Annotated in this window: 16 protein-coding genes; 8 read left to right on the top strand and 8 right to left on the bottom strand. The window is 32.0% G+C overall.

Annotation, left to right across the window (positions count from 1 at the left end):
• Window positions 1-100 precede the first annotated feature (100 nt).
• From V6251_RS11845 to V6251_RS11865, 5 genes are read left to right on the top strand one after another with little or no spacing between them, the layout of a single operon-like run.
• Window positions 101-709 carry an LUD domain-containing protein gene (locus tag V6251_RS11845; RefSeq protein ID WP_145000988.1) on the top strand — a complete coding sequence of 203 codons (609 nt, stop codon included), beginning with the start codon at window positions 101-103 and terminating at the stop codon, window positions 707-709.
• Between the two features lie 4 nt (window positions 710-713).
• Window positions 714-1535 (top strand): phosphatidate cytidylyltransferase, encoded by an 822-nt coding sequence (locus V6251_RS11850; protein WP_145000989.1) that lies wholly within the window; start codon window positions 714-716, stop codon window positions 1533-1535.
• Complete coding sequence (locus tag V6251_RS11855; protein ID WP_341588372.1) at window positions 1525-2175, top strand: phosphatidylserine decarboxylase family protein; 651 nt, start codon at window positions 1525-1527, stop codon at window positions 2173-2175. The genes V6251_RS11850 and V6251_RS11855 overlap by 11 nt, the downstream gene beginning before the upstream one ends.
• Before the next feature lie 4 nt (window positions 2176-2179).
• Entirely contained in the window at window positions 2180-2446 is a 267-nt protein-coding gene (locus V6251_RS11860; protein WP_145000992.1) for an acyl-CoA-binding protein, read from the top strand.
• A gap of 7 nt (window positions 2447-2453) precedes the next feature.
• Window positions 2454-2801 carry an SdpI family protein gene (locus V6251_RS11865; protein WP_341588373.1) on the top strand — a complete coding sequence of 116 codons (348 nt, stop codon included), beginning with the start codon at window positions 2454-2456 and terminating at the stop codon, window positions 2799-2801.
• Here the strand turns inward: V6251_RS11865 and pafA are convergent.
• Entirely contained in the window at window positions 2798-4453 is a 1656-nt protein-coding gene (gene pafA / locus V6251_RS11870) for an alkaline phosphatase PafA (protein WP_341588374.1), read from the bottom strand. The genes V6251_RS11865 and pafA overlap by 4 nt on opposite strands.
• A 110-nt stretch (window positions 4454-4563) precedes the next feature.
• Between pafA and V6251_RS11875 the strand changes: the two genes are divergently transcribed.
• Together V6251_RS11875 and V6251_RS11880 are read left to right on the top strand one after the other, a co-directional pair.
• Window positions 4564-5304, top strand: coding sequence for an MlaE family ABC transporter permease (locus V6251_RS11875; RefSeq protein ID WP_028283826.1), 741 nt, complete (start codon window positions 4564-4566; stop codon window positions 5302-5304).
• Complete coding sequence (locus V6251_RS11880; RefSeq protein WP_341588375.1) at window positions 5301-6068, top strand: ABC transporter ATP-binding protein; 768 nt, start codon at window positions 5301-5303, stop codon at window positions 6066-6068. The genes V6251_RS11875 and V6251_RS11880 overlap by 4 nt, the downstream gene beginning before the upstream one ends.
• Window positions 6069-6156: 88 nt before the next feature.
• Here the strand turns inward: V6251_RS11880 and V6251_RS11885 are convergent, their stop codons facing one another.
• The 3 genes from V6251_RS11885 to V6251_RS11895 are packed head-to-tail and all read right to left on the bottom strand — an operon-like array spanning window position 6157 to window position 9356.
• Entirely contained in the window at window positions 6157-7638 is a 1482-nt protein-coding gene (locus tag V6251_RS11885; protein ID WP_341588376.1) for a DUF389 domain-containing protein, read from the bottom strand.
• Between the two features lie 9 nt (window positions 7639-7647).
• A complete protein-coding gene (locus tag V6251_RS11890; RefSeq protein WP_341588377.1) occupies window positions 7648-8730 on the bottom strand; it encodes a mannose-1-phosphate guanylyltransferase in 1083 nt (360 codons plus the stop codon).
• Between the two features lie 26 nt (window positions 8731-8756).
• Complete coding sequence (locus tag V6251_RS11895) at window positions 8757-9356, bottom strand: SprT-like domain-containing protein (RefSeq protein WP_341588378.1); 600 nt, start codon at window positions 9354-9356, stop codon at window positions 8757-8759.
• A 125-nt stretch (window positions 9357-9481) separates the two neighbouring features.
• On the opposite strand from V6251_RS11895, the gene V6251_RS11900 reads away from it, so the two are divergent.
• On the top strand, window positions 9482-10027 hold the full coding sequence (locus V6251_RS11900; protein ID WP_341588379.1) for a CIA30 family protein: 546 nt from the start codon (window positions 9482-9484) through the stop codon (window positions 10025-10027).
• Window positions 10028-10136: 109 nt separating this feature from the next.
• On the opposite strand, the gene V6251_RS11905 is transcribed toward V6251_RS11900, so the two are convergent.
• The 4 genes from V6251_RS11905 to V6251_RS11920 form a co-directional block, all read right to left on the bottom strand.
• Entirely contained in the window at window positions 10137-10736 is a 600-nt protein-coding gene (locus tag V6251_RS11905; RefSeq protein WP_341588380.1) for a fasciclin domain-containing protein, read from the bottom strand.
• Between the two features lie 161 nt (window positions 10737-10897).
• The gene (locus tag V6251_RS11910; RefSeq protein ID WP_341588381.1) at window positions 10898-11488 is read right to left on the bottom strand and encodes a porin family protein; all 591 of its coding nucleotides are present in this window, start codon (window positions 11486-11488) and stop codon (window positions 10898-10900) included.
• A 37-nt stretch (window positions 11489-11525) separates the two neighbouring features.
• The gene (locus tag V6251_RS11915; protein ID WP_341588382.1) at window positions 11526-12284 is read right to left on the bottom strand and encodes a membrane metalloprotease; all 759 of its coding nucleotides are present in this window, start codon (window positions 12282-12284) and stop codon (window positions 11526-11528) included.
• 89 nt (window positions 12285-12373) lie between these two features.
• Window positions 12374-13432, bottom strand: coding sequence for a hypothetical protein (locus V6251_RS11920; protein WP_341588383.1), 1059 nt, complete (start codon window positions 13430-13432; stop codon window positions 12374-12376).
• Between the last annotated feature and the right edge of the window lie 168 nt (window positions 13433-13600).

Raw genomic sequence — 13600 nt, forward strand, 5'->3', positions numbered from 1 at the left:
TAAATAAGTATTAAAAATCTTAGATTATCTCGTTTGATAGTCTAAGATTTTTTATATTTGATATTCCCATTAACGTAATTCTGATTATAGCAAAGTGTAAATGAGCCTTTTTAGAAAATTATTTAGTTCTAAATCTCAAGTAGAAAAGGAGGATCTGAAGTCCGACGACAGAGGCAAATATATGCCTAAAGAAGAGCTACCTATTGACGAAAGTTTTACTATAAACTTTAAAGAAAATGGTGGTAAATTCCTGTATTGCGACTCTTTAGACGAAGTTTACGACAACTTAAACAATATAATACTAGAAAATAACTGGGAAGATCATTCTGCTTATTTTTATGACAATAACTTGAAAGATAAATTTAAATCTTCTCAACTTAAAATCAGTGACAAACTATCAGAATGCACTTATTTTATAACCACTTGTGAAAACCTAATAGCTAATGATGGCTCTTTATTGGTTAGTTCTAACCAGCTAGCTGAAAAAAAACTTAACGAATTCCCTAATAACGTCATAGTATTTGCTACTACAAGTCAAATAATATCAAACATAGGCGAAGGATTAAGAGAAATAAAGCATAAGAATAGTGTAAAAATACCCACTAACATCACAACTATTAAACATTTTAAGCTACAAGAGGAAAAAGACTTTTTATCTTACGGAAGCAGTACAAAAAACTTATATTTGCTGCTTTTAGAAGACCTTTAGTTTTATGAACGAAACCCTTACAAGAGCGCTATCAGGATTCTTATACGTAAGTTTACTTGTTGCATCATTATTAAACCAGCACGCATTTATCGTGTTGTTTTTTGTGTTTGGGCTAATTTGTTTAATAGAGTTTTGTAAACTTATACAGCTTAAAAGTGTCGCACCTTATATAATATTCACAATTCTATATTTTGTATTTGGCTATTGGCAATTTGTAATGAATTCTAACAAAGGACTAGATGAAGCCACGCAAATATTACAGGTACTTACCATTTTTGTGCAGTTAATTCTAATAAAGGATTTATTTTCCGAAAAGAAAATTCCGCTATTTAGCTCAAAACGTTTTATAATCACCACCTTTTATTTGACTAGTGGTTTTGTATTTTTAGTATTAATAGCTAACCACAAAGGATCGTTTACACCAGAGTACATTTTAGGATCCTTTATATTGGTTTGGATTAACGATACCTTTGCTTATTTGGTTGGTAAAAACTTTGGAAAACAAAAACTGTTTCCAAGTATATCACCTAAAAAAACGGTTGAAGGCTTTTTAGGCGGACTATTTTTCGCTTCAATTGCCAGCTATTTTATTCATATATTTACAGAAACTTTAACCTTTACTAATTGGTTGATTTTAAGCATTATAATTAGTGTATTTGGCACACTTGGAGACTTAATTGAATCCAAATTTAAACGTCAAGCAAACGTAAAGGACAGTGGTGTAATCATGCCAGGACATGGAGGTTTAATGGACCGTTTTGACAGTATGATTTTTGCAGCTCCTTTTATTTATTTATTTCTAAGAATTTTAAAATATGTTTCATAAAGAAGGCTTTAAAATAATTGCAATCACTTTTCTATTAGTGGCAATTTTAGCAGTTGTTGTTGATAAATTTGTAGCATTACAATGGTTACAATATTTACTGTTTTTCACGCTTTTTGTTTTTCTATTCCTTATTCTACAGTTTTTTAGAAACCCAAAAAGATTAACCGTATTAAATGACAACACAGTCGTTTCTCCTGTTGATGGAAAAGTAGTTGTTATTGAAGAAGTTTTTGAACCTGAATATTTTAAAGAAAAACGCTTACAAGTAAGTGTATTTATGTCTCCAATTAACGTGCATGTTACACGCTACCCTATTGGTGGACAAGTAGCTTATAGCAAGTATCATCCAGGAAAATACCTTGTAGCTTGGCATCCAAAAGCTAGCACAGAAAACGAACGTACAACAGTAGTGGTAGATAACCCATTATACGGTAAAGTTTTATACAGACAAATTGCTGGAGCATTAGCTAAGCGCATTGTAAATTATGCTAAAGAAGGAGACGCTGCTAACCAAGGAGAAGACTCTGGGTTTATTAAATTTGGTTCGAGAGTAGATTTATTTTTACCTTTGGACACTAACATTAAGGTTGCCTTAAACCAAAAAGTAAAAGGAGGCGAAAGTATTATTGCCGAAATTTAATAGTATGACTACAGAGGAATTAAATAAAACTTTTGAAGATGCTGTGGACCGCATTAACGCACATACAGAACCTTTTCCTGCAGATTTTTTGCTTCGATTGTACGCTTATTACAAAAAAGCTACTAATAACTACGAAAGACCTAGTAGCAAAAAGCCTATAATAAACGCTTTTAAAACAAATGCTCTTTTTCAAATTAAAGACATTACTACAGACGAAGCTAAAGAAACCTATATAGAGTTAGTCAACAATTACTTTTTATACCGAAAATAAAACAGGTATGCCTTCTTACTTTGAGAGCATATTACTACCTAGTTTTATATCTGGAATAGTTTTTATTATTTCCAGTGTGATTACACTTATTTATCCTCCTAAAAAAATTAATTGGTATTATGGTTATCGCACAAATTTATCCATGAAAAATCAAAATAGTTGGGATTTTGCACAAAAGTACTCCTCTGTACAATTAATTATTGCTAGCTGTTTAATTATGACATTTAGCTGTATAGGTCTAGTTATACAGTTTAGTAAAATGGCACGTATTAGTATTAGTTTAATACTAATTTTTAGTGCCATTCTATTTATGTGGTTAAAAACCGAACGTGCTTTAAAAGCTAAGTTTAATTAATTTTCTAAAACAAACTCTAGCGGTTTTCCTGTGGCTCCATTTGGAAAGCTAATCCCTAACAACGCAGACATTGTTGGTGCTATGTCAGGAATATTAGTATGTTGCATTGTGCTTCCTGTTTTTATTCCTTTTCCAAAAAACAGTAATGGAATATGCGTATCATAGTTTAAAGCAGATCCATGTGTAGATCCCGTTTTACTATAACTTATTACTGCTGGATCTAGCACAAATAAAATATCTCCAGAACGCTTTTGATTAAATCCATTTTGCAATAAGCTTTCAACACCTCCAGAAAACTCGGTAGTAGTCATACTAGTTGCTGTATAAGCTTTTGAAATATGAGGATAGTCTATTATTGTATTTACAATTTCTTGTTGCACACTAGCTAAATTTAAACCATAGCTTTTAATCAATGCTCTATCCAAAAATATCTGGTTATTACTTATGTTCTTAATTAAATTTTCCGCTTTATAATTTAAAATGGTAGTTTCATTTAAGTTAGTTTTAAACGTATCTGTATCAAAATATCCTGAAGGAATTTTCACTGATTCTAGATAAGCAGGTACCTCAACAGCTCCATGATCTGACGATAAAAACAAGGTGTAGTTACCTTCTCCAACTTTTGCATCTAATGCTTCTAAAACGCGTTGTATATCTTTATCTAACCTAATGTAAGTATCTTCTACTTCTTTACTATTAACACCAAAGTTATGTCCTACGTAATCTGTACTAGAAAAACTAACGGTTAGTACATCTGTAATATTATCTTTACCTAACTGCTCTCCATCAATAGCTGCAATTGCAAAATCTGCTACAATACTGTTTCCGTAAGGTGTTGCTTTAATAATGTCATAACCTCTATTCTCTTTACTTAAAGCCTTTAAATCATAAGGAAACGTTGCAGTGTCTTTTCCTTTAAAACCGCCTTCAAAAGCATTCAAATCGCTTCCACTTTCAGTGTACGTGTTTATATCATATAATGTATTCCACTCCTTTAAATAACTTTCAGCAGCAGCTGTATTATTAAAATCTTGTACCCAACTAGGTAACGTATTTAAATAAAAAGTACTGGTTATAAAACGACCTTCGTCTGCACCATGAAACCAATAAGCAGCATTTGCTGTATGTCCTGCTGGTAAAATGGCACCTCTATCCTTTACCGAAATCCCAATAGTTTTACCTTTCATTTGCGTAAATAATCTGTTTTCGTCCGCAAAAGTTGTGGTTTTAAGTCTATGTGGAGACATTTGACCTGCATTATTTAAAGTCCCTACAGGCTGTACCAAAGTATCTCCTGCACAGTAAACATAACTATCAGATACTTTGTCATACCAATTATTAGAAATAATACCGTGAGTTTTTGGCGTAGTACCTGTAAATATTGAAGCATGTCCTGGTCCAGTATAAGTTGGTACGTAATTAAAGTGATTATTTTTACAATTAAAACCGTCGTTTATTAATCGTTTAAATCCACCATCTCCATACTTATTATAAAATCTAGTTAAATAATCGTATCTCATCTGGTCTACTACAATTCCAACCACTAACTTTGGTTGCGAATTTAACTTAGTACTGTTTGTTGTTATAGTGCTTTTTCGTGATTGGCAACTAAGAAGAAAACAAATAATAAATAACGATAGAATAGCTCTCATTGTGACAAATTTAATTTTGAACCCCAAAAATACAGCTTTTAAAACATCTAATTTGAAATTAACATTAAATACCTGCTATAATTTTATATTTTAGCAGTAACAAATAACTAATGAATTACCTACACTATATTGGAACCTACTTTTTAATGGTTGTCGAAATGTTTCGAAAGCCCACAAAGTGGTCTGTAATGAAAAAATTAATACTTAAAGATATAGACGATTTAATTATCGGATCTTTAGGTATCGTTGCATTTATATCATTTTTTGTTGGTGGTGTTGTTACCATACAAACCGCTTTAAATATTGACAACCCATTAATCCCAAAAAACTTAGTTGGATTTGCAACTAGACAATCTATTATTTTAGAATTTGCACCAACTTTTATGTCCATAATTATGGCTGGTAAAGTAGGCTCTTTTATTACTTCTAGCATTGGTACAATGCGTGTGACAGAGCAAATTGACGCTTTAGAAGTTATGGGAATAAACAGTTTAAATTATTTAGTGTTTCCTAAATTTATAGCCTTAACACTGTATCCTTTTGTAATTTCAATATCCATGTTTTTAGGAATCATGGGTGGATTAGCTGCTTGTGTTTATGGTGGTTACGCTACAATGCCAGATTATATTGAAGGAATACAACTTGATTTTAAGCCTTTTCATATGGCTTATGCCTTTATTAAAACATTACTTTTTGCCTTTATATTAGCTACAGTACCATCATACCATGGATATTACATGAAAGGTGGCGCATTGGAAGTTGGTAAAGCTAGTACAACCTCCTTTGTTTGGACCAGTGTCATGATTATCCTTTTAAACTATATTTTAACTCAACTCCTGCTAAGTCAATGATAGAAGTAAAAAATCTACACAAATCGTTTGGAGATGCGCATATTTTAAAAGGCGTTACTACCACTTTTGAAAAAGGAAAAACTAACCTTATTATTGGGCAAAGTGGTTCTGGTAAAACCGTATTTTTAAAATGCCTTTTAGGTCTTTTTGATTACGAAGAGGGTAGTATTGCATACGATGGTAAAATCTTTGCTAAATTAAGCGAAGACGAAAAACGTGATATTAGAGCTGATATTGGTATGGTGTTTCAAGGAAGCGCGTTGTTTGACTCGATGACTATTGCCGAAAACGTTATGTTTCCTCTAAAAATGTTTACCAAACAAAATAAAAGCGAAATGGAAGATCGTGTAAACTTTGTTTTAAAAAGAGTTAATCTTGGAGATGCACATAATAAAAAACCAAGTGAAGCCTCTGGAGGTATGCAAAAACGTGTTGCAATTGCACGTGCGATTGTAAATAAGCCAAAATATTTATTTTGTGACGAACCTAATTCTGGGTTAGATCCAAAAACATCGATTGTTATTGACGACTTGATTAAAGAAATTACTGAAGAATATCAAATTACAACTGTAATTAACTCACATGATATGAACTCAGTTATGCAAATTGGTGAGAAAATTATTTTTCTTAAAAATGGTTTAAAAGAATGGGAAGGGTCTCGCTACGATATTTTTAAAACAGATAATGAAGCAGTTACAGACTTTGTATACTCTTCAGAATTGTTTAAAAAAGTACGTCAAATGTACCTAGAGGAACGTAGTTAAACACTCTATTATTTAAAGTCAAACTAACTTCTCCAAAAAATATATTTTCAACTAAGTTAATAGCTAAACTTATTGCTATACGTGGTTTTTAGTTATTAGTTTGCTTAACAACTAAGGTGTCTAGTTTCAGCTTTAGCTTTAACCAACGATATAACTTATCTTTCTCTTTAGACAATTGATTAGCGTCTACTATAGTATCATTCCATTTAACAGTAAAAACAGCTAACGTGTCAATGCTTTTAAAATTAGAGTTTACAACACTAGCATAAGATAAGGATTCAATATTTTCATAATTAATATTCACCTCTTTAGATAATTCTTCAAAAGGAATATAACCACGCTCTAGCTTAGATAATTCTCTTACTTTTTCTTCTAAAAATGTAATTTTTTGTTGCTGAGTCATTAAGTCTAAAGAGTCTCTTGTACGTAACTCTTCCATATATTCTAGATTATTAATCTCTCTGTTTTTAGTTTGATTAATTAATAATTTAGAATTTTTTAAGTACGTATACTCTTGTAATCTATTTTCTAAAAAATGCTTCATGTCATCTGAAATTACATCTGTTCCAAATGTTGTTAACTCAATGTTAGAGTCACCATTTGGCGTGTAATTAGGCGTCGCATATTTTTGGATATAACTTGCATTAGGTAAAGACTTAAGCTCATTATTAATAAAGTCTTTAGCATCTACTTTAAATTGACTTTCTCTTAACACACTTAAAAACGTGAACATAGCAGGAATCATTACAATAATAGCTACTAAAGAGGCAATTCTTGCAGTACGTTTACGCTTAGCAGAATTAGCATATTTAAGCATTGGAAAACGTAAAATTTTAAGTACTAAAAATGTTGCTAAAGCAATAAATATTGTATTAATGGTAAACAAATACATAGCTTGACCAAAGTAAGTCCAATTACCTTTGGCTAATCCATAACCTGCTGTACATAAAGGTGGCATTAAAGCAGTTGCGATAGCTACTCCAAAAATTACAGAAGCAATAGTCCCACGTTTAGTACGTGCAATAATTAAAGCTAAACCTCCAAAAAAGGCTATTAAAACATCACGTATATCTGGTTGTACACGACCTAGTAACTCTGAAGTATCTTCACTTAATGGAAAAAATCTAAAAAACAAAAAGGCTGTTAACAAACTTAATACGATCATAATCGCTAAATTTATTAGCGATCGTTTAAGCGTATCAATATCGTTAATAGCAATAGACAGTCCAACCCCTAAGATTGGTCCCATTAATGGCGAAATTAACATGGCTCCAATTACCACAGCAGTACTATTAGCATTTAAACCAATAGAGGCTACAAATATTGAGCAAATTAAAATCCATGCAGTAGCACCTTTAAAAGGGATGTCTGCTTTAATAGCTTCGATAGTGGCATCTCTGTCAGTATCGTCTCTAAAATCAAGTAATTCTTGAAGAAAGGTTTTTATACTTTTAAATAGGCCTTCAGCATCTTTTTTTACTGCTTCCTTTTTTTGATTAACCGCTTCGTTTTGTTTCTCTTCATTAGAGAAATTAAACTTATTCTCTTTAGGCTCGTTATTTTGTTCCATAGTTAAAACCTATCCGTAATGCTCTCCAAAATTGTCTTTTACTTTTTGAAGTACTTTTTTAATATCTTGTTCTTTTGACTTCGGAAAGATAAGTAAAACTTCATCCTTATCTACAATAATATAATCATTCAATCCATCGACTACAACAACTTTATTCGCTTTAGTACGTATCATGTTTCCTGAAGCATCTTCAGTCAAAGTTTTTGCATTGACTACTGCATTATTGTTCTGGTCTTTATCTAATTTATCATATAGACTTCCCCAAGTTCCTAAATCATTCCAATCAAAAGTTGCTGGAATTACGTATACATTAGTAGAGGATTCCATGATGGCATAATCTACAGAGATATTTTCTGCTTTAGGATAATTATCTTTTATAAAATCGTCTTCAAATTCCGTATTATAAATAGCCATACCAGCTTTAAACAAGTCAAATAATTCTGGCTGATTACTCTCAAAAGCTTTTATTACACTTGTTGCAGACCACATAAATATGCCTGCATTCCATAGAAAGTTACCTTTTGATAAAAATTGTTTTGCAGTTTCATAATTAGGTTTTTCTCTAAACTGCACTACAGGACTTATATTATCCTGAGATGCAGTTCCTGTTTCAATATAACCATATCCTGTGTTAGGAAATGTAGGCGTAACACCTAAAGTCATTAAGGCATCGTTATCCTGACAATAAGTAAATGCTTGTTTAACATTTGTAGTAAAAGCAACTTCGTCTTCAATCCAATGATCACTTGGTGCTACAATCATTATTGCATCAGGATTTTCCTTTTGTATTTTTAAACTCGCATACAAAATACAAGGTGCTGTATTACGCATAGCTGGCTCCAACACAACTTGACGTTGGGTTACTTCCGGAAGCTGCTCTAACACTAAGTCGTTATATTTTTCATTAGTTAAAATAAAAATATTCTCTTTAGGGATTAGTTTACTTAATCGGCTAAATGTTTTTTGGATCAGCGTATCTCCTGTCCCTAACATGTCATGAAACTGCTTAGGAAACTCCTCTGTACTTACTGGCCAAAAACGTGAACCAACTCCACCTGCCATTAATATTGCGTAATAATTTTTATTCTGCATGTCCTTGTTATTGTATTAAGCTTAACTTAATTATTTAAAATTTCTACCTCAGCATTGGCATTAAACAGATACGTTTTACCCGTTTTTACCTCGACACACTCATGTCTAGTGCGTCTTTTTGCTCCTTTTTTAAACACACGTCCATTGTGTATTTTAAAAGTCTGATGTAAAGGTACTTCAAATATAAAGCTTTTATTATTTGGAGCGTCCAATAGCTTTAAAGCTAAGGCGAGTTGCACATCTGTGTCGCTAGACGCTTTTGGATTTATAAAATGTTTTGCAACTACAGGCAAAATGGACTCCGGAAACACCTGAGGATTAATAAAAGGCAACATTAAATGCTGGAAGGTACGCTTCCACTCTGCTCCATGTGGTTTTATATGTCTGCCAAATTTAGAAAACGCTTCTAAATGAGCAATCTCATGAATTAAGGTTATTAAAAATCGATATTTATTTAAACTGCCATTTACCGTTATTTGATGTTTCCCGTTAGGTAATCTACGGTAATCACCATGCCTTGTTTTTCTTTCTTTTTTTATCATCACTACTAAATGATCGTGCTCCAAAAGCTGTAAAACTCTAGAGACTGATGCTTCTGGAATGTAATGAGAAATGGTGTTTTGCATGACTACAAAAATAATAGTTAATTAATATTATTAACTGAATTGATAAAATAAATTTAGGTAGTATTTTATATTACAAATTAACATCCCTTTTTAAGTAAAAACATTAATGTTTTGTATCTTTAAATATGAAACAATTAATTTTTATAGTAACCTTATTTATGAGTACAAACCTAGGATTAACAATAGATTTTGGAACAGAAAAAGCAGGTGATGATTGGCGTATAGTTAACGATGGTGTCATGGGTGGATTATCCACATCCAAAACAACTATATTAGAAGACAGCATTGTATTTACTGGCGAAGTTAGTCTAGAAAACAATGGTGGATTTGCAAGTATCCGCACGTTAATTACTGCAGGTGCATTAAATGATTGCAAAACAATGACTATGCTATTTAAAAGTAATAGTACAGATCGTACCTTTGGATTATCTCTTAAAAATAGTCAACAATACTACATACCTTATTACAAATATACCTTTACACCTAAAACTACAGATTGGGATACCATTACTATAAATCTATCAGATTTTAAACATTACAGAATAAGTGAAGTTATAGGAAATACAATGCCAATAAAAGCTTTGGATGATGTCTATAATATTGCATTAATTATTAGCGACAAAAAAGCTGGAAATTTTAATATTGAAATAGATTATATCAAGTTTGAATAACACAATAGCCTTTTACCAATAGACCATTAAGTTTTTAATTATGTTACAAAAAGAAACCGCTTCCAATTTCTTGAAAGCGATTTCCCATCATTAAACAACCTAAAAAAAATTACTTAGGCATCACTACTGCATCTATTGCGTGAATTACTCCATTTGAAGCTGCAACATCTGCCATAATAACTTTAGATGTGTTTCCTTTTTCATCCATTAATACAACATCTCCATCTTCTAAAGACGCTGTTAATGATCCACCTTGTACTGTAGCAACAGTAAATTTTCCGTTGTTTGCTTTAATAGCCTCAACTACTGCTGATGCATTAAACTTTCCTGGTACAACATGATACGTTAAAACTGCTGTTAACATTTTTTTATTCTCAGGCTTCAATAATGTTTTTACTGTGCCTTCTGGCAATTTGTTAAAAGCGTCATTTGTAGGTGCAAATACTGTGAATGGACCTTTACCACTTAACGTTTCTACTAAATCTGCTGCTTTTACTGCTGCAACAAGGGTTGTAAAGTTTTCATTTCCAACAGCGACTCCAATAATATTATCATTGTCTTGTGCTTGCGCTACTATTGGCGAATTGTCTGCTGTGTTAAGCGCCATTTCTTTTGACTGAGTTTCTACATTTTTTGGTGCTTCTTTACAAGCATTTAATCCAATTAGCCCTACTACTGTAAAAGCCATTAATACATTTTTAGTTTTCATAGTTTTGTTTTTTTTGTTTACCCAAAGATAAAACCAGACAATAAATAAAACTATTACTTTTGTTTAAAGTTTAGTTAAATTTATTAAACAAAATAAATTCAGTCTAAAAAAAACCGAAACTGAATATTCCAATTTCGGTTAAATAACACAATGCTAAACCACTAAAAACCAAAGCCTAACGAGAACTGCCACACTCTGTTTTTTGGTGATCCATCATCGTAAATATCTCCAAGACCTAAATGATAGCGCACACCTAAGCTAACATTAGCATCCGATTTAAATCCTATTCCAAAATTCACACCATAATCAAAGCTATTAGGCTCAAACTCTTGCGATGTATCAAACAAATCAAAGTTAGCATCATACGTTTCTTTATGTGAGATAGCATAACCTATTTGTGGTCCAGCCTCCAAGTAAAAGGTACTTACAGGATATAGTTTTAATGATAATGGCACATTAATATAATTCAGTTTTTGTGTAAACGTCCCACCATTAGTTTCTAGTGCATAACCTTGCTGCGAGTACATTACTTCAATTTGAATAGCTGCAAAATTGCTTAAATAAGATTCGCCATATAACCCTACATGAAAACCGCTTCTTTGACCAGTTTCTTCATTACCATCGTATTGTACTGATGCTAGATTATAACCACCTTTAATTCCTGCATTAGACTTAGACTTTATATCGTCTTGTGCATTTACTAAAAATAAAGCTCCCAAACTTAGTGCTAGTGTTAAACATAGTTTTTTCATAATTAATAATTTAAGTAAGTGTTAAGTTGTTTAAAAATTATTTTCCTCCATTAGCCTGAAGGTCAGCAATACATTGCGCATCCAATTGTGGTATGGATCCTCCAGAAATCATAGTCATTGCTCCATTACCATTTTCTGCTTGCCAATACATTAAGCAAGATTCAATATTACAATGCTTTGGATGCTCTAAATCTTCATGATTAGTTTGTAAAGGCGTACCTAAGTTGGTTAATCCTAAAATGTGTCCAAACTCATGAGTAATGACAGTAGATTCTAATATAGGCGTTGTATTTGTTATTGTGCCAGAAGTTAGTTGCTGAATTGTCTCTTGATAAATTACAAACGATGTATTTCTATAAGCAGTACCCAAAACAACTCCTGAATCTGTATTGTTAGCAGAAGCACCATCCGCAAAAAAAGCCCAAACTGCTATTTGATTACTATTATTAAACAATAATCTATTGGCATCTTCTATAGCTATTATCTCATGATTTGTATATGGTGTTAAACCAGGAGACGAGATTGCTCGTTTTTGTACCGTAATTCCGTTAGACTTAAAGGTTCTGTTTTCCAAAAAAGAAACAAAATTAGATATAGCAGTTTGAGAAGGCTCAAATCCTTCGACATATACTACCTCAACAACTAGACTAGAAAACGTAGTATCAGATAATAAATCATTGGCAGATGCACCAACATTTAACTTATTTGATTGTGTATTGTTTAATGGATCATTTTGCGAATCGTCGCTACTACATGACATTAATACCACCAATATTATTACGCTTAAATACTTCATCTTTTTAATCTTTTTAATAATTAAACAAAACAGCTATCGTATTAAAATAGCTGTTTTGCAAAAGGCATACAAAACTGCGCTATACTAATTTATATTTGTGTTAATACTAATGTTAGTGCTGCATTGGTCGTACTTTGTAATGATATGGTGGTGTTATTAAAGCTTGTCACAGCCCAATTTTGATTTAACACATTAAATGTAACATTCCCTGTAAAGGTTAAATCTAAAAACACTTCTGTTTGAGAAGCTACCTGATAAGTTCCTTGTACATCTTGCACAGTTACATTAACGGTATTCACTGCTACTACAGATAAGTCGTTTGCAAAATCTATAGTAAACTCAGCATAATCTGACGCAGTATCAACACCTGCGTTAATAACCGACTCTACCTGAAACAATCCATCCACCAAAATAGTTTCTAATGCATCAGCATCTTCAGCTGCTTGCTCCTCAACTCCTTGATCATTTAAACAATCCGAAATTGCTGCTTGTAATTCTGCGTCGCTATTAAATGTTATTGCCTGATTACCACTAGCATCTACAGTAGCTGTAATTGGATAATTTATAGCAAATAATTGATCATCACTAAAGTCACTTATATACGCATATAACTGCTGTTCGGTTTCAAATACAACACTCCCAGTTTGTTCCAAACTTAAACTATAGGTTAATAAGGTTATTGGAAAATCAATATCTAAACAAGTAATTGCCTCATCTCCTGCTGCTGTTACTGTTTGACATACATCAATAAAACCGTTATATGTTGATTGATTTTCAACAACAACTTCGGTATAATTACTTAGTCTAATCGTTACCGGAAATTGAAGTTCCACAGTATCGTCATCTGTATTAAATTGCGCTAAAATATCAATCACTTGTTGATAATCAGCTTGACTAATAATGGTAACCTGCGTTCCGTTTACGGTTGCAGTTACTGGCAAAAGTATTGATGAGCATGACGTCCCATCTAAAAAATCATCAAAAGATCCATCGTACATTGAGGTACGTTCTAAATTACTAGCGGTTTGAGAATTTGAAGTATTAGTGTTTGGATTGTTCCCACTTTCATTATCAATTTCATCTTGACAAGATGTTAGTGTCATTAATGAAGTTAAAAATAAGGCTGTAATAAATTTTAAGTTTTTCATAATTTTAAATGTTTGTAAAGTTAATTTTTCTTTTGTTAATGAAATTATTTTCTTTTTGAAAGCTATTTTTTCGCCATTCTATAGGTAAGACAACTGGATTTTATTTTACCCTACCTTAAAATTTCAAATAAGTGATTTATTATATAAATTGAAGCGGTAAAGCTTGTT

Source organism: Olleya sp. Ti.3.14, from assembly GCF_038154885.1.
Classification (GTDB): domain Bacteria; phylum Bacteroidota; class Bacteroidia; order Flavobacteriales; family Flavobacteriaceae; genus Olleya.

Bases quoted from the DNA above. Each gene is read 5' to 3' on its own strand.
- V6251_RS11845 (WP_145000988.1), top strand. From the start codon at position 101: ATGAGCCTTTTTAGAAAATTATTTAGTTCTAAATCTCAAGTAGAAAAG.
- V6251_RS11850 (WP_145000989.1), top strand. From the start codon at position 714: ATGAACGAAACCCTTACAAGAGCGCTATCAGGATTCTTATACGTAAGT.
- V6251_RS11855 (WP_341588372.1), top strand. From the start codon at position 1,525: ATGTTTCATAAAGAAGGCTTTAAAATAATTGCAATCACTTTTCTATTA.
- V6251_RS11860 (WP_145000992.1), top strand. From the start codon at position 2,180: ATGACTACAGAGGAATTAAATAAAACTTTTGAAGATGCTGTGGACCGC.
- V6251_RS11865 (WP_341588373.1), top strand. From the start codon at position 2,454: ATGCCTTCTTACTTTGAGAGCATATTACTACCTAGTTTTATATCTGGA.
- pafA (WP_341588374.1), bottom strand. From the start codon at position 4,453: ATGAGAGCTATTCTATCGTTATTTATTATTTGTTTTCTTCTTAGTTGC.
- V6251_RS11875 (WP_028283826.1), top strand. From the start codon at position 4,564: ATGAATTACCTACACTATATTGGAACCTACTTTTTAATGGTTGTCGAA.
- V6251_RS11880 (WP_341588375.1), top strand. From the start codon at position 5,301: ATGATAGAAGTAAAAAATCTACACAAATCGTTTGGAGATGCGCATATT.
- V6251_RS11885 (WP_341588376.1), bottom strand. From the start codon at position 7,638: ATGGAACAAAATAACGAGCCTAAAGAGAATAAGTTTAATTTCTCTAAT.
- V6251_RS11890 (WP_341588377.1), bottom strand. From the start codon at position 8,730: ATGCAGAATAAAAATTATTACGCAATATTAATGGCAGGTGGAGTTGGT.
- V6251_RS11895 (WP_341588378.1), bottom strand. From the start codon at position 9,356: ATGCAAAACACCATTTCTCATTACATTCCAGAAGCATCAGTCTCTAGA.
- V6251_RS11900 (WP_341588379.1), top strand. From the start codon at position 9,482: ATGAAACAATTAATTTTTATAGTAACCTTATTTATGAGTACAAACCTA.
- V6251_RS11905 (WP_341588380.1), bottom strand. From the start codon at position 10,736: ATGAAAACTAAAAATGTATTAATGGCTTTTACAGTAGTAGGGCTAATT.
- V6251_RS11910 (WP_341588381.1), bottom strand. From the start codon at position 11,488: ATGAAAAAACTATGTTTAACACTAGCACTAAGTTTGGGAGCTTTATTT.
- V6251_RS11915 (WP_341588382.1), bottom strand. From the start codon at position 12,284: ATGAAGTATTTAAGCGTAATAATATTGGTGGTATTAATGTCATGTAGT.
- V6251_RS11920 (WP_341588383.1), bottom strand. From the start codon at position 13,432: ATGAAAAACTTAAAATTTATTACAGCCTTATTTTTAACTTCATTAATG.